Consider the following 25237-nt stretch of genomic DNA (forward strand, 5'->3'; position numbering starts at 1 on the left):
AGTTGGTTTAAGTTATTTTGGGCAATTCTATTAATTTGTAGTTTTTTTATTATAAATCAAAGGGCTTTTGGCATAAAAAAACCTCTTCCATTAAGAAGAGGTTTATGTACCCGGAGCCGGAGTCGAACCGGCACGGTTTCCCACAGGTGTTTGAGACCAGCGCGTCTACCAATTCCGCCATCCGGGCTTAGCAGACGAAAAAATAATCAAAAGTGATTATTTTAACGCAATAGAATGAAGTCATAAATGATGTCATTCCTTTAACACGGTGCAAATGTAAAAAATAAATTTAAACCAACTACTAAAAATACTTAATTTTTTGCTTTCAGTGTTCAATAAATTTTATAAATTTGCAGCTCGTTAAAACGAAGCACACACAACTAACTACATCCGAGATATTTATGTCGATTTTTCTTTGCTGAAAAAGATAAAGTCAAATTTTATAAGTGTAACGGAATAAAACAACACATTACAATGTCGCACCTAGAACCAGAAGCTAAAATTTTTGCTTGTTCACAAAGTGTTTATCTTGCAGAAAAAATTGCAAAAGACTACGGGATTCCGTTAGGAAAAGTAACGATGTCAACGTATAGTGATGGAGAATTTCAGCCATCTTACGAAGAATCAATCAGAGGTTTACGCGTTTTTATCGTGTGTTCAACTTTTCCAACTGCAGATAATCTGATGGAATTGTTGTTAATGATTGATGCGGCAAAACGTGCATCAGCAAGACATATTACAGCTGTTATGCCTTATTTTGGTTGGGCAAGACAGGACAGAAAAGACAAACCAAGAGTGCCGATTGGAGCTAAGTTAGTAGCAAATCTATTAACAGCTGCAGGAGCAACAAGAATCATGACAATGGATTTGCACGCAGATCAAATTCAAGGATTCTTTGAAAAACCAGTAGATCATTTATTTGCCTCTACCATCTTTTTGCCTTACGTGCAGAGCTTAAATTTAGAAAATTTAACCATTGCATCTCCAGATATGGGAGGGTCAAAAAGAGCTTATGCTTATTCTAAGTTTCTGGAATCAGATGTAGTAATCTGTTACAAACAAAGAAAAGCAGCTAACATTATCGACACTATGGAGCTAATTGGTGACGTAAAAGGTCGTAACGTAATCTTGGTAGACGACATGATCGATACAGGAGGAACTTTAGCGAAAGCGGCAGATCTTATGATAGAGAAAGGAGCGCTAAGCGTGAGAGCGATTTGTACACACCCAATATTATCTGGTGGGGCATACGAAAAAATTGAGAATTCAAAATTAACAGAGTTAATTGTTACCGATTCTATTCCGTTAAAGAAAGAATCTAAGAAAATAAAAGTGGTAAGCTGTGCGCCTTTATTTGCAGAAGTAATGCAGATGGTTCACCACAACAATTCCATCAGTGGAAAATTCATAATATAAAACAGTAAACACTTTTTATATTTAAAAAAGCTTAAAGTCCAAGGCTTTGGCTTAAAACAAAATAGAATATTTATATTAATAACTATATTTTTTTACAATGAAATCGATTACAATTAAAGGATCAGAAAGAGAAAGCGTGGGCAAAGTGTCAACTAAAGCCTTACGTAATGCTGGAGCGGTTCCTTGCGTGTTATACGGAGGAAATCAAGCAGTACACTTCTCGGCAGACGCTGCAGCGTTCAAAAACTTGGTTTACACTCCAAACGCACACACAGTTGTGATTGAGCTTGGAAAAGGAAAATCATTCAATGCAATTTTGCAAGACATCCAAGTTCACCCAGTTACTGACAAAATTTTACACATTGACTTCTTCCAATTATTTGATGACAAAGAAATCACAATGGAAGTTCCTGTAAAAATCGTTGGTACATCTAAAGGTGTTCTTGCGGGAGGTGTTTTACGTTTAAACCAACGTAAATTAAAAGTGAAAGCTTTACCATCAAATCTTCCTGATTTTGTTGAGGCTGACATTACTCCACTTGAAATGGGTAACAAATTATATGTTACTAAAGTTGGAAAACCAGAGTACAAAATTATGCACCCAGACAACACTGTTGTTTGTCAAGTAAGAATTTCTCGTGCTGCTATGAAAGCTGCTCAAGAAGCTGCGAAAGCTGCAAAAGCTCCTGCAAAAGGAAAGAAAAAATAATTTTTTTCAAACTATACAAAAAGCCTCAATCTTTCGATTGGGGCTTTTTTTTAGCCTCTAAGTTTCTAAGGTGCTGAGATGCTAAGTTTTTTTAGAAGCAGGAAATCCCGTTTTCAGAACAAGTGACCTTCCTGCCATCCGCTATATCTTTTCCCTGCTAAAGGAGCAGGAAAAAGGATGTCGCTTCTGTCAGGGCTAACTAGAATATATCTTTTTCATAAGATACTAAGTTGCTAAGTTTTTTCATCGTTGTCAGGCTGAGCGAAGTCGAAGCCCGCTCAAAGTATGGAATTTAGATTGTCGAGTTTCTTGGGTAACTTCAGCTTCTTTCAGTCTGACAACAAGAAATCAATATAAATCGGCATAATCTGCCAAATCTGCGAGAGACCTTTCTTTGCGTTCTTTGTCCATCTAGATAGAAACTCTTTCTTAGCGTCCTTTGCGTAAAACCTTTGCGCGCTTTGCGGTTAAATCGCACCAACAGACAATTGTCTAATTTGCACATTTTCAAATTATCTAATTATCCAATTGCCACATTCCCTAATTAACCTTATTTTTGTCAAATGATAAAATGGATAGCAAAACTGTTTTCATCAACACCAAAAGAAGAGAACATAGAAGACAATATGAAGAAATATTTAATCGTCGGATTAGGAAATATAGGAGCTGAGTATGTAAACACCAGACATAATATCGGATTTAAAGTGCTGGATTTTTTAGCCAAAAAAGAAGGACTTTCTTTTGAAACCGTAAAACTAGGCTCATTAGCAGAATATAAGTTTAAAGGGAGAACCTTTTTTCTGCTTAAGCCGAATACTTATATGAATCTTAGCGGTAAAGCCGTAAAATACTGGATGGACAAAGAAAACATTCCGTTAGAGAATATTTTGGTTATTACAGACGATTTAAACCTTTCATTTGGAACAATCAGAATCAAACCAAAAGGAAGCGACGGCGGTCACAATGGACTAAAGAACATCAATTTAGTTTTAAATACACAAAATTATACCCGTTATAGATTTGGTATCAGCGATCAGTTCAAAAAAGGACAACAGATTGATTATGTTTTAGGAGAATGGAATGCTGAAGAAGAAGCAAAACTTCCAGAGCGTTTAGAAACTTCGGCAGAAATTATCAAAACTTTTGGAACTGCTGGTTTAGAAAACACAATGACGACTTTCAACGGAAAATAAAGATTTCCAAGTATTTAATCTTTAAAAAATCGATTTATCAATTAATTAAATTGAATTATAACGAAATAGTATTTTCAATTCCAAAGTTAAATGTCTAAATTTGGGATAAATTATTATAAACCATAAAAATCATTATACCATGGCTTTTGAATTACCACAATTACCTTATGCATACGATGCATTAGAACCACATATTGATGCACGTACAATGGAAATCCATCATACAAAGCATCACAATGCTTATACTACAAATCTTAATGCAGCTATCGCTGGAACAGATTTAGAAGGAAAAACAATCGAAAATATCTTAATCAACTTAGATAAATCTAACGCTGCAGTTCGTAACAACGGTGGAGGTTTCTACAATCACAATTTATTCTGGACTGTAATGTCTCCAAACGGAGGAGGATTGCCAACAGGAGATTTATTAGCGGCAATCGAAGCTTCTTTTGGATCATTTGAAGAGTTTAAAGCAAAATTTGCTAAAGCTGGTGCTACACAATTTGGTTCTGGATGGGCTTGGTTAACAGTTCAAAAAGGAGGAAAATTAGAAGTTGTAGGTACTCCAAATCAAGATAATCCATTAATGCCAGAAGTTGCTGGTCACGGTGGAACTCCAATCTTAGGAATGGACGTTTGGGAGCACGCTTACTACTTAAATTACCAAAACAGAAGACCAGATTATATCGAAGCTTTCTTCAGTGTAATTAACTGGACAGAAGTTGCGAGAAGATTTGCTTTAGATAAATAAGAAAGTATAGCATAAAATATAGAAAAAAGACGAGCCATTGGTTCGTCTTTTTTTATGCCCATTTTTAAAAGTCTTTATTCTATGCTTTATTTTCTTTTCTCTAAAAAAAAGAAATAAAAAAGGCGGAATCACTTCCGCCTTTTTTGCCCCAAATCTACCATAAACTTAACCTACTAATGTTATGGTTTAGTAAAGGTATAGTAGTGATTATTTTGAAAAAAACATTTCGGATGAAAAGTAAGTATATCCGATAAATGGAATATACTTTATGACTGTGTCCTGTTAAAGGAAAAATATTTAAGATGAGAATCTGAAGAAAATAGAATAAAGAAAATAGAATAAAGAGAATAGAATAAAGATTTTAGGTTATAGAAAGAAGGGAAGCTTTTCTTTTAAAGAGACAATCTATATTCTATTTTCTTTATTCTCTTAAAAAAAAAGAAATAAAAAAGGTGGAATCGCTTCCACCTTTTTTGCCCCAAATCTACCATAAACTTAACCTACTAATGTTATGGTTTAGTAAAGGTATAGTAGTGATTATTTTGAAAAAAACATTTCGGATGAAAAGTAAGTATATCCGATAAATGGAATATACTTTATAATCTTGTCCTGTTGAAGGAAAAAATATTTAAGATTATGATTTAAGAGAAGAGAATAAAGAGAAGAGAATAAAGAGAATAGAATAAAGAGAATAGAATAAAGATTTTAGGTTATAGAAAGAAGGGAAGTTTTTCTTTTAAAGAGACAATCTATATTCTATTTTCTTTATTCTTTTTTCTAAAAAAAAAGAAATAAAAAAGGTGGAGTCACTTCCACCTTTTTTGCCCCAAATCTACCATAAACTTTACCTACTAATGTTATGGTTTAGTAAATGTATGGCGGATATATTTTTGAAGAAAATTTTTCAGATAAAAGGTAAGTATTTCCGATGAAGAGAATGTAATGGGTTGTTTTAGAAATATTTGAGTTTGTTCCAATAAAAAAGGTGGAATTGCTTCCACCCTTTTTGCCCCAAATCTACCATAAACTTAACCTACTAATGTTATGGTATCTCAAAAGTATTGTAGCTTTTCAATTTTACCAAACAAACAGGATGAACGGCAAAAAAAACCGATGAAATGCACAAATTAACCTTTTATTAATACTTTTTTAATAAGCTCGAGCGTCTTTTCCTTCGTAAAAATTCATAAAAGCACGATTTACAACTCGATTTCCACCTGGAGTTGGGTAGTCTCCCGTGAAGTACCAGTCACCTAAATTTTTAGGACACGCTTTGTGAAGATCTTCTACGGTTTGGAAAATAATTTTCACTTCGGCATTTATTTCTGGTGAGCTTAACATTTCTGCAATTTTATCTGAAATTTCTTCATCAGTAAATTGGCTGTAAATTTCTGTTACATAATTTACCACATCTTTATCTGCAAAATTTTCTTGCACTTTACATTTTGCATAGACTTCATCTACAATATGGTAAAGGTTTCTTTCTTTCAATAAAGCTAGTGCTGCTCTAAAAGCAACTAAACCTTCTAGTTTTGCCATATCAATTCCGTAACAATCAGGGTAACGGATTTGTGGAGCAGATGATACGATTACAATACGTTTTGGTTTTAAACGATCCATCATTTTAATGATACTCATTTTCAATGTAGTACCACGAACAATACTATCGTCGATAATAACCAAATTGTCTTCTGGTTTGATTACACCATACGTAACATCATAAACGTGTGCGACTAAATCATCACGGCTACTGTCTTCAGTAATAAAGGTTCTAAGTTTAGCATCTTTAATTGCTACTTTCTCTGTACGTATTTTTACAGCTAAAAGTTCCTGAAGAGTTTCGGCAGTAAGTGTATTTCTATTTTCTAGAATATGATTGTTTTTTCTCTGATTTAAGAAATCCTGAGCCGCTTCAACTAAACCATAAAATGAAGTTTCGGCTGTATTCGGGATATAAGAGAAAACCGTATTATCTGTATCGCTGTCAATTGCTTTAAGTACAGCAGGTAAGATGAATTTACCTAAGTCTTTACGCTCTTGATAGATTTCGGCATCACTTCCTCTTGAGAAATAAATTCTTTCAAACGAACATGCTTTTTTGACAGTTGGTTCCAAGATTTGATTCATGGTAACTTTTCCGTTTTTCTTGATGATTAAAGCATTTCCTGGATCAATTTCCTGAACGCTTTCAAAAGGTACATTGAATACAGTTTGAATAACAGGTCTTTCAGAAGCTACGACAACTACTTCGTCATCTTGATAAAAATAAGCTGGACGAATTCCGGCAGGATCTCTAAAAACAAATGCGTCACCATGACCTAATAAACCAGCCATTGCATAACCTCCATCTAAGTTTTTAGCTGAACGAGCTAAGATTTTAGCAATATCCAAACGTTCTGCGATTACTGGAGATGCGTCTCTTTTAGAATATCCTTCAGCTTTACAGTCTTGGTACAATTGCATAACTTCTTTGTCTAGGAAGTGACCAATTTTTTCCATTACTGTAACAGTATCAGCCATTTCTTTTGGATGCTGTCCTAATTCAACTAGATTTTCGAAAAGTTCTTTAACATTAGTCATGTTGAAGTTTCCAGCCAAAATCAAGTTACGGTGCATCCAGTTGCTTTGACGCAAAAACGGGTGAACACTTTCGATGCTGTTTTTTCCGAAAGTTCCGTAACGAACGTGACCTAAAAACAATTCTCCAACATAAGGAATGTTTGCTTTTAGTTCTTTCATGTTGTCTCCCAATTCAGGATGTGCTTTTAGTTCTTCACTAACACGCTCATTGATTTGTTTGAAAACATCTTGGATTGGCTGTGAATGATTAGAACGAACTCTGCTGATGTAGCGTTGTCCAGGTTCAACATCCAATTTAATGCTTGCAAAACCAGCACCGTCTTGTCCGCGGTTGTGCTGTTTTTCCATCATTAAATACATTTTCTGGATTCCGTAGAAAGCAGTTCCGTATTTTTCTTTATAGTATTCAAGCGGTTTAAGTAGTCTAACTAAAGCTATCCCACATTCGTGTTTTAAAGCGTCGCTCATTGTTTTTTGTTATTTGTGTGTTGTTGTAAGTTGTGTGTATTCGTAATAAAAAAAGCCCCGTTTTATCGAGGCTCTTAGGCATTATATTTCTATGTCAAACTGAGTTAACGACTTAAATTGCTGTAATCGAATCGCTACTTCGGCTTTGCTTAAATTTTCCATCCTTTCGGTACCAAATTTCTCTACGCAGAACGAAGCTAAATTTGAACCGTAAATAATTGCATTCTTCATGTTTCCAAAAGAAATGTTTTCACTCTGTGCAATAAATCCAGAGAAACCACCTGCAAAAGTATCTCCCGCTCCAGTTGGATCGAAAACTTCTTCTAATGGTAAAGCTGGTGCAAAGAATACTTCTCTATTGTGGAATAAAAGCGCTCCGTGTTCTCCTTTTTTGATCACCACATATTTTGGTCCCATATCTTGGATTTTAGCGGCCGCTTTTACTAATGAATATTCGCCAGAAAGTTGTCTTGCTTCTTCGTCATTGATTGTAATAACATCTACACGTTTGATAACGTCTAATAATTCTGGAAGAGCGCAGTCCATCCAAAAGTTCATTGTATCTAAAACAACTAATTTTGGTTTTTTCTCCATTTGATCTAAAACACTGCTTTGTACTAATGGGTGTAGGTTTCCTAACATCACAACATCAGCATCTTTGTAATTTTGAGGAACTTTTGGCTGAAAATCAGCTAAAACGTTCAACTCTGTTACAAGAGTGTCTCTAGAATTTAAATCGTTGTGGTACAAACCGCTCCAGAAAAAAGTTTTTCCTCCTTTTACAATTTCGATACCAGAGATATCAATATTTTTTGAAGTCAAAAGATCTAAATGTTCTTGAGGGAAATCGTCGCCAACTACAGAAACAATGGCCGATTGCAAGTTAAAAAATGATGCCGATAATCCGATGTAGGTTGCAGCACCACCTAATATTTTATCTGTTTTTCCGAAAGGAGTTTCAATCGCGTCGAAAGCAACTGTTCCAACAATCAATAGTTTATTCATTTTATGAATTTCGAATTAGGGTGCAAAGATACTTTATAAGTTACAATCTTGCAACGGTTTAGGTTCTCAAAATTTTCTTAAAAAAAAGAGAACAATTTCGAATTGAAATTACTGTAAATGAATGGATTAAAAAACTGTTTTTAATGAGGCTTAAGATAAATTTTTCAGAATTAATCTGCAAGTTTTTCGAAAATAATTGCGAATAATTTACAATTCATATTTCTTATCAAAATAATTCTTCAAAACCCCAACCTGAACCAAGATCATGATTGGAACTATCAAAATGGCGTACATTATATTTTTAGAAAAATGAATTCCTGAAAAAGTGTTCGAAATTTTATCAGAATATAATTTTCCAAATTTATCTATTTCCAGGCTGCTTTCTGATGATGAGAATAGAGAGATGTAAATAATCAAAGCGATTACAGCAACTCCCATAAGCATCCAAACGGTTTTAGAAATTAAGGGTTTGTAAGCTTTGAGTTTTTTCTCTTCCAATACATGCACTTCAGCCATTATTTTAGAAGTAAAATCTATTGATGGAGACTGCAGTTTATCTTCAGCCATCATTTTCTCAATAAGTTTTTCTATATTTTTATCGCTCTCTTTCATATGAAGATACTATTTGTTTTTTAAAGGAATATGTTATCGGCATTCTTCGTTTTGTTTTTATTTTGGAATCTTGCCGATTTCATAACACTCTATTATTTCAGGTTCTAACTGCTGTCTCAAAATTACAGCTAATTTTTGTCGGCTCCTAAACAATTTTACTTTAGCATTATTAGCTGAGATATTCATAATTTTTCCAATTTCTTCTAAATTCTGATCATCAAAATAAAAAAGTGTTAAAAGAAAATTTTCATCACTGGGTAATAAATTTAAACATTTCTGAATGGTTTGCTTTCGTTCTTTTTCTTCTAAAGCACTCAGCGCATTGTCCATTGTTTTAATTAAATGCGACGAAAAATCATCAATAGAAATATTTAAATCGTCTTTTTTGCTTTTCTTTAATCTATCTAGACAGGTATTATAAGCAATTTTATAAATCCAGGTCGAAAATTTAGATTCTCCTTTAAATTTATTCAGTGAACTGTAAATCTTAATAAACGTGTCCTGAGCAACTTCTTCGGCTTCTTCGCGGTTTTTAACCATTTTGAGAGCCAATGTAAAGATCATATCCTTATAACGGTCAACCAGAACAGCAAAAAAATTGGTCTCGCCCTGCAAAATTTTATCGATATAATGTTGATCAGTTAATGTGCTCATATTATATAGGACGACAGAGTTTCGTTTTAGGTTACAGAAATTTGAAAATAAATTCCAAACTTTTTAAATTCCAAATTCCAATCTTTAATATATAATAAAGTATTAGGAGTTGAACTTTGTCAAAATTTAAAACTTTGTCAAAATTTTTCACAATCAAAATTAATTGATAATCAGTTAGTTTTGTGGTTTAGAGTTTCTTTTTTGGAATTTTTTTTGCAAAAAGTTGTAACCTGATTTTAAAAAGCCTCGTCATATGAGATATATCAATCAATTAAAAACGTAAAATATCATGGACGACAAAATTTTAATTCCAATTAGCTTTTTCTTAATGATCTTCGGGATCGTTTATTTAGTTTATTCAACAAGAAACAGAGAGCGTTTGGCTCTTATCGAAAAAGGTGTTGATGCCAGTATCTTTTTGCAAGGAAAAGGAAGTGGAGTTCCTGCTTGGAAAATCTTCGTAGTAAATCTAGCCTTCTTATTAATAGGAAGTGGTGTTGGAATTTTTCTTGCGTTACTAATCACAACTTATACGTCTCTTAATGACGGAGCGGTTTATCCTTCAATTATCTTCATCATGGCGGGAATCGGACTTTTGACTGGATTTAAAACAGCAAAAGATTTAGATAAAGAATAAAAGACTTTTACTTAGTAATTCAATAACGTATCGAGAACTGGTTTCCGATACGTTATTTTTTTATTCTTTAGATCCGATGGTTTCGTAATAGACATCAACAGAAAGTTTAGGTTGTTGTGATGCCATAACGGCCAACTGATCGCAACGTTCGTTTTGCGGATGATTGTTGTGGCCTTTGATCCATTTAAAATCGACTTGATGTTTTCGGTAGGCAATTAAAAAACGTTTCCATAGATCTGGATTTTTTTTGTCTTTATATCCTTTTTTTTCCCAGCCAAAAACCCATTTCTTTTCAACAGAATCCACCACATATTTAGAATCCGAAACTACAAGGACTTTCATGTTTGGGTTTTTCAGTTTTTCTAAACCCACAATAACAGCCAAAAGTTCCATTCGGTTATTAGTTGTCAAACGAAAACCTTCATAGAATTCTTTCTTATGCGGCGTGCCAACCAATTCCATTACTACGCCGTAACCACCATTGCCGGGATTTCCTTTTGCCGCGCCATCTGTATATATATGTACTTCGTGCATTTTTTAATTGTAGATTTTAGACTTTAGATTTTAGATTGGATATCCTTTGTCTAAAATAATTGATTTTTAATATTGTAGTTGATATTGATTTTTGAATTTGATTTTATTCTTCTAGTAAGCTATGGATGATTTCAGGAAAATGTTTTTGCTCCAGTTCATGAATCTTTTCTGCGACTGTTTCGGGAGTATCTTCGTCTGTTAATGTGACATTAGCTTGGAAGATAATAGCGCCTTCATCATAGTTCTCGTTTACATAATGAATAGAGATTCCGGTTTCTTTTTCCTTGTTATTTACGATGGCTCTGTGGATGTGCATTCCGTACATCCCTTTGCCTCCATATTTAGGTAAAAGTGCTGGATGTATGTTGATTATTTTATTTGGATATTGTTCAATTATGTTTTCAGGAAATTTTAGTAAAAAACCGGCGAGAACAATCAAATCTGGGTCGATTTTTTGTATTTTTTGTAATACATTTCGCTCCAAAAGTTCGTTTTTTTCGAAGATTTCGACTGGAATTTGATGATTTTTTGCTCTGTCAATAACTTTTGCAGAAGCATTATTTGTAAAAACCGAAACGACCTTTGCAGTTTCAGTGCTCGAAAAATATTTTATAATATTTTCTGCGTTAGTTCCTGAACCTGAGGCAAAAACGATAATTTTTTTCATGATTGAATTTATTTTAAGACTGCAAAAAACGGAATAAAAATCGAAAATAAATAGCTTTCAAACGGCTTTCTTGAAATTAATTTTATAAATTAGTGTCACATTTATAAACTAAATAGTTGTTTTAAAATAAAGTTTTTTATTTTTGCCAACAAATTAAATTCTAAAATTAAAGATTATGTCAGACATTGCATCAAGAGTAAAAGCGATTATCGTAGACAAATTAGGTGTTGACGAAAACGAAGTTGTAACAGAAGCAAGCTTCACTAATGATTTAGGAGCTGACTCATTAGACACTGTTGAGCTTATTATGGAATTCGAAAAAGAATTTGATATTCAAATTCCAGACGATCAAGCAGAAAACATTGCTACTGTTGGTCAAGCTATTTCTTATATCGAAGAAGCTAAAAAATAATAATACCACACCCGATTTCTAAAAATCCCAATTTTTTGAAATTCCAAATTCCGATTGGAATTTGATTTTGAAATTTGAAATTTTTAAGGATCGGGTGTTATTATTTTTTTAAATTTAAAGTTCGATTGATATTCAATCAAAAAGATATATTTATATTGTAATTCCCATGGCTCTTAAGTAACAATAAGTTAAGAAAGCGTGGGTTTTATTCGTTTAAAGTACAAAACACATATTTATGGCATTAAGGCGAGTTGTTGTAACAGGATTAGGTGCACTTACTCCTATCGGGAATAATATCCAAGAATATTGGAATGCACTTGTGAATGGGGTTAGCGGAGCGGCTCCTATAACATATTATGATACAGAAAAGCATAAAACGAAATTTGCCTGCGAAGTGAAAAACTTCAACATTGAAGATTACATGGATCGCAAGGAATCTCGTCGATTAGATAAATTTGCACAATACGCTGTTGCTGCCAGTGATGAAGCTATTAAAGATGCTGGAATTACAAACGATAACGTAAACAAACAAAGAGTTGGTGTTATCTGGGGAGCAGGAATTGGAGGTTTAGAAACTTTCCAAGATGAAGTTATGTATTATGCAAAGGGTGACGGAACTCCAAAGTTCAATCCGTTTTTTATCCCTAAAATGATTGCTGATATTGCTCCTGCACATATTTCTATGCGTAATGGTTATATGGGACCAAATTATACTACGGTTTCTGCTTGTGCATCTTCTGCAAATGCATTAATCGATGCTTTCAATTACATTCGTTTAGGAATGTGCGATGTTATTGTTTCTGGAGGTTCTGAAGCAGCAGTTACGATTGCTGGTATGGGAGGTTTCAGCTCAATGCACGCTTTATCTACAAGAAACGAAAGTCCAGAAACAGCTTCAAGACCTTTTGATGCAACCAGAGATGGTTTCGTTTTAGGAGAAGGAGCAGGAGCTTTGATTCTTGAAGATTACGAACATGCTAAAGCCAGAGGAGCAAAAATCTATTGCGAAATTGGTGGAGGCGGAATGTCATCTGATGCTTATCACTTGACTGCACCACATCCAGAAGGAATCGGAGTTATTGCCGTAATGGAAAATACGTTAAGAGATGCTGGAATGAGTCCTGATCAAGTAGATCATATTAATACTCACGGAACTTCTACTCCACTAGGAGACGTTGCTGAGTTAAAAGCAATTAGTGCTGTTTTTGGAGATCATGCTAAAAACATCAACATCAACTCAACAAAATCAATGACAGGACATTTACTTGGTGCTGCTGGAGCTATCGAAGCTATTGCTTCTATCTTGGCGATGCAGAATGGAATTGTTCCTCCAACGATTAACCATACAGTTGTTGATGAAAATATTGATCCATCATTAAACCTTACTTTAAACAAACCTCAAAAGAGAGAAGTAAATGTTGCGATGAGTAATACATTTGGGTTTGGTGGACATAATGCTTGCGTATTGTTTAAAAAACTAGTTGACTAATTTCTGTATATGAATATTATCAAAAAAATATTTTCTAAATCCCGTTCTCTAGAAGACGGGATTTTTTTTGACACTATTCAGAAAATTCTTGGTTTTCCGCCTTCGAATGTTGATTTTTATAGAAGAGCTTTCACTCATCGTTCTTCGAATAAATTAGATTCCAATGGGCATCCTATTAATTATGAGCGATTAGAATTTTTAGGAGATGCAATGTTAAGTGCCGTAATTGCTGCACATTTATTTAACAAAGCACCAAATGGAGATGAAGGTTATTTAACCAAAATGCGTTCAAAAATTGTGAGTCGTGAACATTTGAACGAATTAGGTAAAGATTTAAATCTAGTGCAGTTTGTAGAGAGTAAAGTGCCAATTCAGCATTTTGGAGAAAATATTCATGGTAATATTTTTGAATCTCTAATAGGTGCCATTTATTTAGATAAAGGCTATTCTTTCTGCGAACGATTTATTCAAAAAAGAGTAGTTACTCCTTATGTCGATATTGCTCGACTAGAAGGAAAAGTGATAAGTTATAAAAGTCTTGTTATCGAATGGTGTCAGAAGGAAAAAAGAGTTTTTCATTATGACATTTTTGAAGATAACGGCATAGATGGACAGCGTTTATTTGGAGTCAAATTGAGTATTGATGATAAAGTTGTTGCAAGAGCGAGAGCAACTTCAAAAAAGAAAGCAGAAGAAAAAGCATCGCAAAGAGCTTATTTTGCATTTCAAGAAAAAATTGACAAGAAATAGCTGCAAAAATGTTGTAAGTATCACAATGCTATAACGTTTTCGTTTATAATTTAACAAAACAACCATGTCATAACTGTTGAAGCTCCGTTTAGAAATAGTATATTTACAACTTGATTTTTCAAGACATGGCTATTCATAAATTGGATTTAGACGAATTTGACGAAATTGATTATTATTTAATGGCAATTCATACTTCATTAGAAGATTATAGATTAGCCTATTTTATCAATAAAATCCTTCCGGTAAACTTAAGTAAGAGCAAAAACGAGATCCATGCTCAAACTAAGGAAGGGGAAGCAAATTTTTCGAGATTCTATTATTATGATGAAGAAAAAGCGGTTTCCTGGAATTTAATTCAGAATAAAAACGAAATCATTTCTGTGAGTACAAATGATTTTCAGAATTTGTTTTCTAATGAGACAAGTGAGGTTTCGACAACAATTCATTTACTTCCTGAATTCAAAAAAGTCGATTTTTTCCTGAAAATAGACAATAGCGAAGAGGCGCTTAATTTTTCAGAAATTCAACAAAAATTAAAAACAATCGAAAGTATTGCAGCAATTTATGCTGTCGATACGGACAATATAAAATCAAAAAACAATCTAATTTTTTAAAAAAAATGCTAACAAACAAGAAAACCAAAATTGTTGCTACACTTGGCCCCGCTTGTAGTACAAGAGAGATCATTAAAGATATGATCGAAGCAGGTGTTAATGTGTTTAGAATCAATTTTTCGCATGCAGATTACGAAGGAGTAAAAGAAAAAATTAATATTATCAGAGGCTTAAACGAAGAGTTTGGTTACACTACTGCAATCCTTGGAGATTTGCAAGGACCAAAACTTAGAGTTGGTGTTATGGAAGAAGGTACTGTGGTAAATGATGGTGATGAAATCACTTTTACAACTGCCGAAGATATTATCGGAACATCAAAAAGAGTGTTCATGAAATATCAAAATTTCCCAAATGATGTTAACCCGGGAGAGCGTATTTTGCTTGATGATGGTAAACTTATTTTTGAAATTGTTTCAACAGACAAAAAAACAGAAGTTGTTGCTAGAGTTATTCAAGGTGGAGAATTAAAATCTAAAAAAGGAGTTAATCTTCCAAACACTAAAATCTCTTTACCAGCTTTAACAGAAAAAGATATTGCAGATGCGATTTTTGCAATTGAGCAAAAAGTAGACTGGATCGCACTTTCGTTTGTGAAAACTCCTCGCGATTTACAAGATTTACAAGAATTAATCGCTAAACATTCAGAAGTTAAAATTCCAATCGTTGCTAAAATTGAAATGCCAGAAGCTCTTGAGAACATGGATAAAATTGTAGCGTATTGCGATGGTTTAATGGTGGCTCGTGGAGATCTTGGTGTTGAGCTTCCTGCTCACGAAGTGCCATTGGTTCAAAAAGATTTGATCCGCAGAGCAAAAACAGCTAGAATTCCAGTTATCGTTGCGACTCAAATGATGGAAACAATGATTACAAGTTTGACTCCAACAAGAGCAGAAGTAAATGACGTTGCTAACTCAGTAATGGACGGTGCAGATGCTGTAATGTTGTCTGGAGAAACTGCAACAGGAAATTACCCAGTTCAAGTAATTCAAAAAATGGCACAAATTTGCGAAGCTGTAGAAAACTCTCCGCTTATTCAAGTGCCTCAAAATACTCCACAAATTAAAACAAACCGTTTTGTAACTAAAACTGTTTGCCACCAAGCCGCTTTATTAGCAAATGAAATCGAAGCTAAAGCAATTTGTACGTTAACAAACAGCGGTTATACAGCTTTCCAAATTTCAGCTTGGAGACCTTCTACAGCTCACATTTTAGTATTTACTTCAAACAGAAGAATCTTAACACAATTGAATTTATTATGGGGAGTTAAATCTTTCTACTATGATAATGACGAAAGTACTGATGATACTGTAACAGACGTAAATCAAATTGCAGTTGAGAAAGGATATGCACAAAAAGGAGATTATTTAATCAACCTTGCAGCAATGCCAATCAAAGAAAAAGGAATGGTTAATACGATGAGAGTATCTCAAATTGACTAATTTTTTTCTATTATAATTTCAAAAAAGTCGCTTAGTAATAAGCGGCTTTTTTGTTTTTACTTCTTTTTTATTCCTACTCTCAAGTTCAGATGATAGTAAATTTCGTTTCATTTGATAAATTTTCTAGAAATTTTTATTCCATTTTTGCCATAAAATGTACCTTGAATAGTTTTTTTATACTAGTACTTGAAAAAGTAAAAGAGGTCATTTTTCGGTTCATTGAGTGTGTTTCATTTTCCTAAAATGAAACATTTTGGTGCAAATTCTTCATTTTTCTTGTTTCATTTTATAAAATGAAACAAGCTGACACCAAATAATTACAATTGTTCGTTCATTTATTACTTAATTTTGAGAAGCTTAAAAAAAAGTTAAAAAACTATTTTTCAGATTTTTAAGCAAAATTAATTTGAAGCATCTTAATTAAATACAGTATTCTTTTTCTTAAAAGCCTTTTTAAAAATTACATTTTCCCATTTATTTTTTTGGATTTACAACCTCATATATATAACAAGAATCATTAACGAATTTTTATTATCATGAAACAAATCAAATTAAAATGCGGATTTACATTTACCATAAAGGTATTTACATTACTATTTTTTGCAGGAGTTTCTGTGAGCGCTCAGAGCAAGAAGCCAAATATTTTGGTGCTTTGGGGAGATGATATCGGAACAACTAATATAAGTGCTTACAGCGATGGACTTATGGGGTACACTACTCCCAATATTGATCGTTTAGCTAACGAAGGAATGCGTTTCTTGCATTATTATGGAGAACAAAGCTGTACCGCTGGTCGTGCCGCTTTTCTAACAGGACAGCATGGTCTTAGAACAGGATTAACAAAAGTTGGTTTTCCTGGAGCACCAATGGGAATGAGTCAGTTAGATCCTTCTGTAGGAGGAATTATGAAAAGTTTAGGATATGCGACGGGACAGTTTGGTAAAAATCACGTGGGGGATCGTAACGAGAGTTTGCCAACTGTAAATGGTTTTGATGAATTTTTTGGAAACCTGTATCACTTAAATGCAGAAGAAGAACCAGAATTACCAGATTATCCAAAAGATCCTGAATATTTGAAAAAATTTGGTCCAAGAGGAGTTTTAAAATGTACCGCAACCAATGTAGATGATGCCACTACCGATCCTCGTTTTGGAAGAGTTGGAAAACAAAAAATCGAAGATACAGGAGCACTTACTAAAAAAAGAATGGAAACCGTGGATGATGAAACCTCTGCAGCAGCAATTGACTTTATTAAAAGACAGCATGCAGCAGGAAAACCATTTTTCTGCTGGTTCAATGCCACTCGTATGCACCTTCGCACACACGTAAGAGCAGAACACAGAGGACGATATACTCATGGAGACAGTGAATATATTGATGGTATGATAGAACACGATGAAACCATTGGAAGCATCCTAAAAGCATTAGATGATTTAGGAATTGCCGATAATACAATTGTGGTTTATTCAACAGATAATGGCCCTCACATGAATACATGGCCTGATGGCGCAATGACACCATTCCGCTCTGAGAAAAATACCAATTGGGAAGGAGCTTTCCGTGTACCATGTATCGTTCGCTGGCCAGGACACATTAAACCAGGAACTGTAACGACAGAATTGATGAGTCATAATGACTGGATTCCTACATTCGCTTCGATTGCAGGAGAACCAGATATCGTTAACAAACTTCTAAAAGGTTATGCTGCAAATGGAAAAACATATAAAGTGCATTTGGATGGTTTTGACCAAAGTAAATTTTTAGAAGGCAAAACTCCAAAAAGCGCCAGAGATAAATTCTTCTATACAGATGATGACGGACTTTTGGTAGGATTACGAGAAGGAGACTATAAATATGTTTTCGCAGAGCAACGTTTGGGAGGAACAATGGGAGTTTGGGCAGAGCCATTTACTAAACTTCGTTTACAGAAAATATTCAATTTATATCAGGATCCATTTGAAAGAGCAGATATTACATCCAATACTTTCTGGGACTGGCAGATGAATCATGTGCAGATGATGTATGGTGCAATTCAAGATGTTGTTGTATTTGCAGAAACATTTAAAGATTATCCACCAAGATCAATACCGCCTAGCTTCTCAGCTTACACTATCATGGAAGAAGCAATGAAGGACATCAAAGCACAAAAATATATTGAGAAAAATGTGCTTCCTAAATTAAAAGAGGAAGAAGAGACAGCTTCAAAAAAGAAAAAATAAAAACAAAAAATAGAGCTTGAATCTCCCATACTTCAGGCTCTATTAAATTAAAAAATCAATATCATGTATAAGAAAATATATGTGTTGTTTCTGTTTTTGTTTTTATTGATTTCTTGTAAAAACAAATCAGAAGACACTACTACTATTAGTCCAAAAGATAGTACGGCAGTAGTTACAAGCACTGGAGATCCTTTGCCGAGTTGGAATGATGGAACTTTAAAAAGCGACATTATTGCTTATGTTGAAAAAGTAACCAAAAAAGGAAGTCCTGAATTTATTCCAGAAGAATCTAGAATTGCCACTTTTGATAACGATGGAACTCTATGGGCAGAAAAACCTTATGTGCAAGAACTTTTTGCTTTTTATCGTGTAAAAAAAATGGTTGAAGCCAATCCTGAACTTGCCAAGAAACAGCCTTTTAAAGCTGTAGTAGAAAAAGATAAAACATTTTTTGAAAAAGGAGGTGATAAAGCACTTATAGAACTTGTAGCAGCAACACATACAGGAACAAATGAAGAGGAGTTTGAAACTTCGGTTTTAGATTTTTTTAAAGATGCCAAGTATCCTCCCAAAAATATTCCTGTAAAACAAATTCGCTACCAGCCACAATTAGAGTTGCTGAATTATTTACGTGCAAATGGTTTTAAGACCTACATCGTAACAGGTGGAACAATTGAAGTCGTAAGAGCGATAGCTCAAGATTTTTATGGAATTCCAAAAAATCAGGTTGTGGGAACTTCTTTCAAATATAAGTACGATAATGCTAAAAATGAAGTCCAACGAGAACCAGCTTTAAATCATTTTAATGATAAAGAAGGAAAACCTGTTGGGATACAATTGCATATTGGTCAACGTCCTGTTTTTGCCTGTGGTAACGAAGGCGGATCTGGAGATATTGCCATGCTAAAATATTCGCAGGGAAATAAATATCCGTCTTTTCAATTATTAGTCAATCATAATGATTCGATACGTGAGTATAGTTATCAAGAAAAAGATAATGCATCATTAAATGCGGCAGCAAAAAATAAATGGCATGTTGTGGATATGAAAAAAGACTGGAAGAAAGTTTTTGCAGATTAAACACACAATGGCTTTACAGCTGAATGTCATAGTTTCTTTTTTAATCCATTAAATAAAGTTGTATGAAACATTCTTTTCTAGTATTAATACTGATGTTGTCAGTTCATTATACAACTTCTGCACAGGAAGAAAAGCCTGGAAACAGTGCACAAGAGCTTGCTGATAAACTGGCAAACCCTGTGGCAAGTTTAATTAGTGTACCGCTTCAGAATAATTTGAATTATGGAATTGGTCCTTATAATGGCGTAAAATATACTATTAATATACAGCCCGTTATTCCCTTTAAATTAAGTGACAACTTAAACTTAATAACCCGATGGATTCTTCCTGTTGTAGATCAAAGAAATATTACAGGATTGAATACACATGAATTTGGTTTGAGTGATGCTACCGTTACGGCTTTTTTTGCTCCTAAAAGTAAAAAAATAATATACGGAATTGGACCCGCATTTTTAGTTCCTACTGCTACAGAAAAACTTTTAGGAACAGAAAAATTTGGAGTTGGACCCAGTGTATTAGTAATGCATCAAGGTAAAGGTTTGTCTGTTGGTTTTATAGCCAATCAAATTTGGTCTGTGGCAGGAGCATCGGATAGCGCTGATTTTAATAGTTTTTACACTCAAATATTTATGTCTCATAGTTATAAAAGTGGTGCAAACTGGGGAGTAAATGCAGAAATTACGCAAAACTGGGAAGCCAATACAACTTTAATTTCTTTAAATCCAATGATGGGAGGAATCACAAAATTTGGAGATCAGGTGGTTCAGTTTTCTGTACAGCCATTAATTCCAATTGTGGGACATCAAGCTATAAAACCTGATTGGGGATTGAGAGCAGTTGTTGCTTTTGTTTTTCCTGGTTCATGATTTTTTATCGTAGAAAGTGAAATAATTATTCTCATGACCCTAAAAGCAATAGCAATTACCGAGAACCTTTTTGATCCTATTGCATCAAAAGCAGAACGTTACGACAAAGGCGCAGCGATTAGAAAAACGGTGCCTCGTTCTTCTCATCAGGAATGGACGGCACCAGAAGACCGCGAAGACCCTATTGCTGTTTTGATTAAGACAAGTATCGGGCGAATTGAGGATTTACTGCCCATTAGATACAGAAGAATGATTGAATCGCCTTTTGCATTTTACAGAGGTGCGGCAGCAATCATGGCAACCGATTTAGTGAATACACCCAATACAGGAATACAGTTACAGCTCTGCGGAGATTGTCATTTAATGAATTTCGGCGGATTTGCAACTCCAGAACGTAAATTGGTTTTTGATATTAATGATTTTGATGAAACCTTTCAGGGGCCTTGGGAATGGGATGTGAAAAGACTTGCGACAAGTTTTGCTATTGCGGGGAAATGGAGAAAATTTTCTAGCAAAGAATGTAAAGAATTTGCTTGGCAAGTGGCAGATAGTTACAAAAGACATATGTTGGAATACAGTAAATTATCGGCGCTTCAAATTTGGTATGCTGATTTGGATTTGGCGGAACTTATTGAATTGGGAAAAGATGAGGAATTAAAAGAGTTTCAGCAGAAGCGGATTAAAAAAGCTGCTGAATCTACAGCTCACGAAAAAGAGTTTGCAAAAATGACGTATCTCGATGGAGTTCGAGCTAGAATTAAAGACGAGCCACCGCTGATTTATCATCCGTCAGGAACCGATGAAAATTATACATTAAAAGAAGCTAAGCTCATTCATAGACGTTATGTAGAATCGCTGCCAGAAGACAAACAGGTTTTGTTAAGCCGTTATACGATGCATGACTTTGCGATAAAAGTGGTTGGTGTAGGAAGTGTTGGAACACTTTGTGGCATTAGTTTATTAATGTCGGCAACGGGAGAACCTATCTTTTTACAATTTAAAGAAGCCAGACAAAGTGTATTGGAAGCTAATGTAAAAAACAAACCCAAATACAGTCATCAAGGCGAACGGATTGTAATGGGACAGAAATTAATGCAGTCAGCATCGGATATGTTTTTAGGATGGACTAACGATGATAGGGGAAGATATTTTTATATCCGTCAGCTTCGGGATGCCAAGATAAAACCTGTTATCGAAATAATGAAAGCTCAAAATATGGCAGATTATGCTAAAGCTTGCGGTTGGGCACTGGCACGAGCTCATGCACGGTCTGGCGACCCGTCAATGTTATCAGGTTATATTGGGAATAATGATGAATTTGCTAATGCCATTTCAAAGTTTTCTGTTTCCTATGCACATCAAAACGAACTTGATTACAATAAATTGGTAGAAGCCGTAAAAGAAGGAAGATTGCCTATTTCGGCAGAAATATAGTTTTCAGTAATTAAAAAAATAAGTATGAATAGAAAAATGATGTTCATAATCGGTTTTCTGCTTATGACAATTACAACGCAAAGTCAGGCACAGCGTATTGATTCTGCTGCGGTTTATATTTTAAATAGAACGACAGAATCATTACAATACATAAAATCACGCAGCTTTAAATCGGTCATGACGTATGATATTTTCAACGAAAGTCTAGGATTGGTTAAACATTCTGTAAATGAAAAAGTTTCAATTAAATTTCCAGATAAAATTAAAATTACATCGACTGGAGATAAAGGAAACAGGATGGAGTTGATTACTATTATTATGGAGGAACCTATTACATAAAAGATACTTCTAAATATAAAGTTGTTGCACCGACAGTTGGAGTCGTGGTACAGCATCTTCCTGAAGGAGCTGAAGAAAAAACGATTGATGGGCAAAAATATATGATTTATAATAACGTGTATTATCAGCCCATTTCAAAAGATGGACAAGACAGTTATGTAGTTATACAAGGTAAATAAACTATAAATCTTTAAGTCAATATGAAAAGAATGTAAATAGAAGTAAGATTTTATTTATTTAATAGTGTTAATTGAATAAAATCATTTATCTTTGATAATGAGCTAAATAATTGTTTTACAAACACTTATAAAAAAAAGCAATTATTTAAGATATTATACGCCTTTCCTTCCATTCATGATTTTTAGATTTTAATAAGATTCGAGTTAAACAGATTTAATTATTAATTTAAATACCACAACATGAATATCAAAAGAACAAATCTTCGTCTCATCCCATTATTATTTATGGGTTTAATTTACAGTTGCTCTCCAACTGTAAAAGTTACAACAGATTATGACCATGCCGCCAATTTTGGAGAGTACAGAACCTTTGCGGTTTATGACTTAAAAGCTCAGGAAGGTCAGGTTAATCAATTAAATGTGGATCGCGTGACAAAAGCGATTCGAAATGAAATGCTGGCCAAAGGATTTACAGAATCTGACAATCCAGATTTAAAAGTAAATGCAGTATCGATTTTAAAGAATAAAACTTCAATGAGTGCCAATACTGATTTTTATGGGTATGGGGGTATGTATCGCCCTTACGGATATTGGGGAGGCGGTGCCATGATGGGCGGTGCCAACACAACATTCAATACTTATGATTATGTAGATGGTTCGCTGGTAATTGATATTGTATCTACAAAAACACAAAAACTGATTTGGCAAGGAATTGGAAATGCCGAAATCGACAGTAAACCAGACAATCCAGAAGAATTTATCGCAAGTTCTATCAAAAAAATACTGGCTGGTTTTCCTCCTGGAACAGAGAAAAAATAAGTCTTACTTATAAAAAAAACAGATGTGCTTGGTCTAATCAGTTGCTAAGCACATTTGTTTTCCAAATTCAAGTCCCCCGTTCGAAATTCTTTTTAAGAACTATTAACAGACAAATCCGCTTAAAAATGATCGATATATTGCTTTCCCTATTCTTTTTTATTGCCACGATTGCAGGTCTTGCTACTTCGCTTATGGTTCTTTTTTCTAAAAAATATTTTTCTAAAAGTTTCTTTTTAGGAATGTTTTTATTGAGCCTTGCCGTAGTGAGTATCTATAATTTTTATCTGTCGGCAAATATGTTTAAACAGTTCCCAGATCTCTTTACCATTACAAAATCGTTTATTTTTTTAGCAGCGCCCTGCTCTTTCTTGTATGTTAGAAACATTTTGTCTCCAAACAACAAAAACAAAAAATACGATTGGGTACATTTTATACCTTTTGGAATCTATTTCGTTTTAACCCTTTTTGTTTACATTGGAAGTTTTACCGATTCAGAAACTGTTGATTATGTAGGCTCTATTATCAAAAATCCATTTTCAATCTTGACTTTGACGATTTGGCTATTTTATGTGTTTTTTCAAACCATGTTGATTTTAAACTATGATTTGAAAAAGTTCAAAGGAAACCAATTTCACAGAAGCAAAGTAATCAATTGGATTCGAGTTTATAATCTTATGATTTTGTTCTTGTTTTCGGCGCTTTTTGTGTACCATTTTTTGTTGAGAAGAATAGATGTCGTAGATATTTCATGCTATTTTCTAATTTCGACTGTTTTGTTTTTTACAGTCGGCTGGCTGTATTTCAGGCCTCAGATTTTTCATGATGAAGAAGAGACATTTGATTTTGTAAGTGATAATACACTTCTTGTAAAATCTAAAGAAATTAAAACCAATCTGCCGATTCCACACGAGCTAACTACTGATAAAAAAGAAGATTATCTGCTCAAATTGGATTATGTTTTAAATGCCCAAAAGCTGTTTTTAAAGAAAGACTTTGTAATTCGGGACTTATCTGATGAAACAGGAATTTCGGTTCATCTTTTATCCAATTTAATTAATTCAGAATTTGGACTTCATTTTCAGGATTATGTTAACCTTAAAAGAATAGAGTATTTCAAGGAAAAAATAAACGATCCAGAATGGAAAGATTTGTCCTTAGAAGGAATGGCTTGGGGATCTGGTTTTAAATCTCGCACAACCTGTTTTAGAGCCTTTATAAAACATACCGGAAAATCTCCTTCAGAATACTTTAAAACCATCAGAATAAATCCAGAACGCACTACTACAAGCACTTACTATTTCAAGTAAAACTTCTCCTCCATAAAATTTCCATCTATTAGCCGCAGTTGTAAAGTCTTAATTCATTTTAAAACATTTCAGCATGAAAGCAAAAAATACTATTTCAGGAAAAACATTGCACCTTTTCTTAATGACAATTTTTGCAATGATTTCATTTTACAGCAATGCACAATTAAAAGGCGGACATATTCTAGGGTCTTCTGGGTTGCAGTCAGGAACTCAGGCGCCAGAAAACACTTTAAGTTTATATGTGCCAGGCTATATTTATACCGCAAATTGTCTGAGAAATCCAGATGGTGATAAAATTGGAAATCCAGATCTTAATATGTTTTTGACAGGAGTAGGAGCCAATTTTGTAACCGATTTTAAAATTCTTGGAGCCAATTATGGCGCAACAGTTTTAGTGGCTTTTGCATCCAATACAATTCAGGGAAGTTATATCGATTCCAAAAGTAATTTTGCTTTTACAGATATGCTTGTACAGCCTATTCAACTGGGATGGCACCATAAAAAAGCCGATTTTGTCTTTAGCTATCAAATGTATATTCCAACAGGAAAATATGAATACGGAGGCAGCAATAATAGCGGATTGGGAATGTTTATGAATGAAATTTCGGCAGGAACCACTTTGTATTTTAATGATAAAAAAACGTTCCATTTTTCAGCTTTAGCGGCATATGAAATCAACGGTAAAAAGAAAGATACCGATATCAAAACCGGAGATATTTTAAGTATTGAAGGAGGTCTCGGAAAAACATTTTACTGCATGAATGCCGAAAAAACGGCTCCAAAAGGAATTCTAAACGCGGGATTAATTTACTATTTCCAATATAAAGTATCTGATGATAAAATTCCGGTTGGAAGCTTTTTAGTTCTAGAACCAGACAAAGATCATATAGGCGCTGTAGGAGCTGAGGTGAATTATCTTCATATTGGCTGTATGACACAGGCAGGTTTTCGATGGGTTTCGGAGTTTGGAGCAATAAATAGGTTTCAGGGAAATACTTTTTTCATCACTTTGGCACATGTTTTCAGCCTCAAGAAAAAATAATGTTTTTAGAATAAGGTAAATT

General features: G+C 34.0%; 25 protein-coding genes and 1 tRNA gene. 19 read left to right on the forward strand and 7 right to left on the reverse strand.

Going from position 1 to position 25237, the window contains the following annotated elements:
- Positions 1-107: 107 nt before the first annotated feature.
- Positions 108-187: transfer RNA gene (locus tag BM289_RS01760), tRNA-Leu, on the reverse strand.
- A gap of 287 nt (positions 188-474) precedes the next feature.
- On the opposite strand from BM289_RS01760, the gene BM289_RS01765 reads away from it, so the two are divergent.
- The 4 genes from BM289_RS01765 to BM289_RS01780 all read left to right on the forward strand — a co-directional run bounded on the left by BM289_RS01765 (position 475) and on the right by BM289_RS01780 (position 4069).
- Positions 475-1416, forward strand: a complete 942-nt coding sequence (locus BM289_RS01765; protein ID WP_091490388.1) for a ribose-phosphate pyrophosphokinase — start codon at positions 475-477, stop codon at positions 1414-1416.
- A gap of 97 nt (positions 1417-1513) precedes the next feature.
- A complete protein-coding gene (locus BM289_RS01770; protein ID WP_091490390.1) occupies positions 1514-2125 on the forward strand; it encodes a 50S ribosomal protein L25/general stress protein Ctc in 612 nt (203 codons plus the stop codon).
- Between the two features lie 563 nt (positions 2126-2688).
- Positions 2689-3318 (forward strand): aminoacyl-tRNA hydrolase, encoded by a 630-nt coding sequence (gene pth / locus BM289_RS01775; protein ID WP_091490392.1) that lies wholly within the window; start codon positions 2689-2691, stop codon positions 3316-3318.
- 139 nt (positions 3319-3457) lie between these two features.
- The gene (locus BM289_RS01780; RefSeq protein WP_091490394.1) at positions 3458-4069 is read left to right on the forward strand and encodes a superoxide dismutase; all 612 of its coding nucleotides are present in this window, start codon (positions 3458-3460) and stop codon (positions 4067-4069) included.
- Positions 4070-5218: 1149 nt separating this feature from the next.
- Here BM289_RS01780 and BM289_RS01785 read toward each other — a convergent pair.
- The 4 genes from BM289_RS01785 to BM289_RS01800 all read right to left on the reverse strand — a co-directional run bounded on the left by BM289_RS01785 (position 5219) and on the right by BM289_RS01800 (position 9388).
- Positions 5219-7117 carry an amidophosphoribosyltransferase gene (locus BM289_RS01785; RefSeq protein ID WP_091490396.1) on the reverse strand — a complete coding sequence of 633 codons (1899 nt, stop codon included), beginning with the start codon at positions 7115-7117 and terminating at the stop codon, positions 5219-5221.
- An 81-nt stretch (positions 7118-7198) separates the two neighbouring features.
- Positions 7199-8122 carry a PfkB family carbohydrate kinase gene (locus tag BM289_RS01790; RefSeq protein ID WP_091490398.1) on the reverse strand — a complete coding sequence of 308 codons (924 nt, stop codon included), beginning with the start codon at positions 8120-8122 and terminating at the stop codon, positions 7199-7201.
- A 207-nt stretch (positions 8123-8329) separates the two neighbouring features.
- Positions 8330-8734: a hypothetical protein gene (locus BM289_RS01795; protein WP_091490399.1), complete on the reverse strand. Its 405-nt coding sequence runs from the start codon at positions 8732-8734 to the stop codon at positions 8330-8332.
- A gap of 57 nt (positions 8735-8791) precedes the next feature.
- Positions 8792-9388 (reverse strand): RNA polymerase sigma factor, encoded by a 597-nt coding sequence (locus BM289_RS01800; protein ID WP_091490401.1) that lies wholly within the window; start codon positions 9386-9388, stop codon positions 8792-8794.
- A gap of 289 nt (positions 9389-9677) precedes the next feature.
- Here BM289_RS01800 and BM289_RS01805 point away from each other — a divergent pair, with 289 nt between their 5' ends.
- Positions 9678-10025: a DUF6249 domain-containing protein gene (locus BM289_RS01805; protein WP_091490403.1), complete on the forward strand. Its 348-nt coding sequence runs from the start codon at positions 9678-9680 to the stop codon at positions 10023-10025.
- A 60-nt stretch (positions 10026-10085) separates the two neighbouring features.
- Here BM289_RS01805 and rnhA read toward each other — a convergent pair whose 3' ends face one another.
- The gene (rnhA, locus tag BM289_RS01810) at positions 10086-10559 is read right to left on the reverse strand and encodes a ribonuclease HI (RefSeq protein ID WP_091490405.1); all 474 of its coding nucleotides are present in this window, start codon (positions 10557-10559) and stop codon (positions 10086-10088) included.
- A 103-nt stretch (positions 10560-10662) separates the two neighbouring features.
- Positions 10663-11226: a phosphoribosylglycinamide formyltransferase gene (gene purN, locus BM289_RS01815; RefSeq protein ID WP_091490406.1), complete on the reverse strand. Its 564-nt coding sequence runs from the start codon at positions 11224-11226 to the stop codon at positions 10663-10665.
- A gap of 175 nt (positions 11227-11401) precedes the next feature.
- On the opposite strand from purN, the gene BM289_RS01820 reads away from it, so the two are divergent.
- The 14 genes from BM289_RS01820 to BM289_RS01880 all read left to right on the forward strand — a co-directional run bounded on the left by BM289_RS01820 (position 11402) and on the right by BM289_RS01880 (position 25215).
- Positions 11402-11638 (forward strand): acyl carrier protein, encoded by a 237-nt coding sequence (locus tag BM289_RS01820; RefSeq protein ID WP_007137004.1) that lies wholly within the window; start codon positions 11402-11404, stop codon positions 11636-11638.
- A 235-nt stretch (positions 11639-11873) separates the two neighbouring features.
- On the forward strand, positions 11874-13127 hold the full coding sequence (gene fabF / locus BM289_RS01825) for a beta-ketoacyl-ACP synthase II (RefSeq protein WP_091490408.1): 1254 nt from the start codon (positions 11874-11876) through the stop codon (positions 13125-13127).
- Between the two features lie 9 nt (positions 13128-13136).
- On the forward strand, positions 13137-13877 hold the full coding sequence (rnc, locus tag BM289_RS01830; RefSeq protein WP_091490410.1) for a ribonuclease III: 741 nt from the start codon (positions 13137-13139) through the stop codon (positions 13875-13877).
- A 125-nt stretch (positions 13878-14002) separates the two neighbouring features.
- The gene (locus tag BM289_RS01835; RefSeq protein ID WP_091490411.1) at positions 14003-14491 is read left to right on the forward strand and encodes an IPExxxVDY family protein; all 489 of its coding nucleotides are present in this window, start codon (positions 14003-14005) and stop codon (positions 14489-14491) included.
- Between the two features lie 5 nt (positions 14492-14496).
- Positions 14497-15930 carry a pyruvate kinase gene (gene pyk, locus BM289_RS01840; RefSeq protein ID WP_091490413.1) on the forward strand — a complete coding sequence of 478 codons (1434 nt, stop codon included), beginning with the start codon at positions 14497-14499 and terminating at the stop codon, positions 15928-15930.
- Positions 15931-16466: 536 nt separating this feature from the next.
- A complete protein-coding gene (locus BM289_RS01845) occupies positions 16467-18149 on the forward strand; it encodes an arylsulfatase (RefSeq protein WP_091490415.1) in 1683 nt (560 codons plus the stop codon).
- Positions 18150-18212: 63 nt separating this feature from the next.
- Positions 18213-19229, forward strand: coding sequence for an HAD family hydrolase (locus BM289_RS01850; protein ID WP_091490417.1), 1017 nt, complete (start codon positions 18213-18215; stop codon positions 19227-19229).
- A gap of 62 nt (positions 19230-19291) precedes the next feature.
- Entirely contained in the window at positions 19292-20095 is an 804-nt protein-coding gene (locus BM289_RS01855; protein WP_091490418.1) for a hypothetical protein, read from the forward strand.
- A 33-nt stretch (positions 20096-20128) separates the two neighbouring features.
- Positions 20129-21529 (forward strand): DUF2252 domain-containing protein, encoded by a 1401-nt coding sequence (locus tag BM289_RS01860; RefSeq protein ID WP_091490420.1) that lies wholly within the window; start codon positions 20129-20131, stop codon positions 21527-21529.
- A gap of 24 nt (positions 21530-21553) precedes the next feature.
- Entirely contained in the window at positions 21554-21868 is a 315-nt protein-coding gene (locus tag BM289_RS01865) for a DUF2092 domain-containing protein (protein WP_091490421.1), read from the forward strand.
- Positions 21865-22047, forward strand: coding sequence for a DUF6515 family protein (locus BM289_RS25590; RefSeq protein WP_244165309.1), 183 nt, complete (start codon positions 21865-21867; stop codon positions 22045-22047). Before BM289_RS01865 ends, BM289_RS25590 begins: the two co-directional genes overlap by 4 nt.
- 240 nt (positions 22048-22287) lie before the next feature.
- Positions 22288-22866, forward strand: a complete 579-nt coding sequence (locus BM289_RS01870; RefSeq protein WP_091490423.1) for a DUF4136 domain-containing protein — start codon at positions 22288-22290, stop codon at positions 22864-22866.
- 125 nt (positions 22867-22991) lie between these two features.
- Positions 22992-24173, forward strand: a complete 1182-nt coding sequence (locus tag BM289_RS01875) for a helix-turn-helix domain-containing protein (RefSeq protein ID WP_091490425.1) — start codon at positions 22992-22994, stop codon at positions 24171-24173.
- Positions 24174-24246: 73 nt separating this feature from the next.
- Complete coding sequence (locus BM289_RS01880; protein WP_091490426.1) at positions 24247-25215, forward strand: SphA family protein; 969 nt, start codon at positions 24247-24249, stop codon at positions 25213-25215.
- Positions 25216-25237: the final 22 nt, after the last annotated feature.

Source organism: Flavobacterium phragmitis, assembly GCF_900112575.1.
GTDB classification, from domain to species: Bacteria; Bacteroidota; Bacteroidia; order Flavobacteriales; family Flavobacteriaceae; genus Flavobacterium; species Flavobacterium phragmitis.

Bases quoted from the DNA above. Each gene is read 5' to 3' on its own strand.
- BM289_RS01765 (WP_091490388.1), top strand. From the start codon at position 475: ATGTCGCACCTAGAACCAGAAGCTAAAATTTTTGCTTGTTCACAAAGT.
- BM289_RS01770 (WP_091490390.1), top strand. From the start codon at position 1,514: ATGAAATCGATTACAATTAAAGGATCAGAAAGAGAAAGCGTGGGCAAA.
- pth (WP_091490392.1), top strand. From the start codon at position 2,689: ATGATAAAATGGATAGCAAAACTGTTTTCATCAACACCAAAAGAAGAG.
- BM289_RS01780 (WP_091490394.1), top strand. From the start codon at position 3,458: ATGGCTTTTGAATTACCACAATTACCTTATGCATACGATGCATTAGAA.
- BM289_RS01785 (WP_091490396.1), bottom strand. From the start codon at position 7,117: ATGAGCGACGCTTTAAAACACGAATGTGGGATAGCTTTAGTTAGACTA.
- BM289_RS01790 (WP_091490398.1), bottom strand. From the start codon at position 8,122: ATGAATAAACTATTGATTGTTGGAACAGTTGCTTTCGACGCGATTGAA.
- BM289_RS01795 (WP_091490399.1), bottom strand. From the start codon at position 8,734: ATGAAAGAGAGCGATAAAAATATAGAAAAACTTATTGAGAAAATGATG.
- BM289_RS01800 (WP_091490401.1), bottom strand. From the start codon at position 9,388: ATGAGCACATTAACTGATCAACATTATATCGATAAAATTTTGCAGGGC.
- BM289_RS01805 (WP_091490403.1), top strand. From the start codon at position 9,678: ATGGACGACAAAATTTTAATTCCAATTAGCTTTTTCTTAATGATCTTC.
- rnhA (WP_091490405.1), bottom strand. From the start codon at position 10,559: ATGCACGAAGTACATATATATACAGATGGCGCGGCAAAAGGAAATCCC.
- purN (WP_091490406.1), bottom strand. From the start codon at position 11,226: ATGAAAAAAATTATCGTTTTTGCCTCAGGTTCAGGAACTAACGCAGAA.
- BM289_RS01820 (WP_007137004.1), top strand. From the start codon at position 11,402: ATGTCAGACATTGCATCAAGAGTAAAAGCGATTATCGTAGACAAATTA.
- fabF (WP_091490408.1), top strand. From the start codon at position 11,874: ATGGCATTAAGGCGAGTTGTTGTAACAGGATTAGGTGCACTTACTCCT.
- rnc (WP_091490410.1), top strand. From the start codon at position 13,137: ATGAATATTATCAAAAAAATATTTTCTAAATCCCGTTCTCTAGAAGAC.
- BM289_RS01835 (WP_091490411.1), top strand. From the start codon at position 14,003: ATGGCTATTCATAAATTGGATTTAGACGAATTTGACGAAATTGATTAT.
- pyk (WP_091490413.1), top strand. From the start codon at position 14,497: ATGCTAACAAACAAGAAAACCAAAATTGTTGCTACACTTGGCCCCGCT.
- BM289_RS01845 (WP_091490415.1), top strand. From the start codon at position 16,467: ATGAAACAAATCAAATTAAAATGCGGATTTACATTTACCATAAAGGTA.
- BM289_RS01850 (WP_091490417.1), top strand. From the start codon at position 18,213: ATGTATAAGAAAATATATGTGTTGTTTCTGTTTTTGTTTTTATTGATT.
- BM289_RS01855 (WP_091490418.1), top strand. From the start codon at position 19,292: ATGAAACATTCTTTTCTAGTATTAATACTGATGTTGTCAGTTCATTAT.
- BM289_RS01860 (WP_091490420.1), top strand. From the start codon at position 20,129: ATGACCCTAAAAGCAATAGCAATTACCGAGAACCTTTTTGATCCTATT.
- BM289_RS01865 (WP_091490421.1), top strand. From the start codon at position 21,554: ATGAATAGAAAAATGATGTTCATAATCGGTTTTCTGCTTATGACAATT.
- BM289_RS01870 (WP_091490423.1), top strand. From the start codon at position 22,288: ATGAATATCAAAAGAACAAATCTTCGTCTCATCCCATTATTATTTATG.
- BM289_RS01875 (WP_091490425.1), top strand. From the start codon at position 22,992: ATGATCGATATATTGCTTTCCCTATTCTTTTTTATTGCCACGATTGCA.
- BM289_RS01880 (WP_091490426.1), top strand. From the start codon at position 24,247: ATGAAAGCAAAAAATACTATTTCAGGAAAAACATTGCACCTTTTCTTA.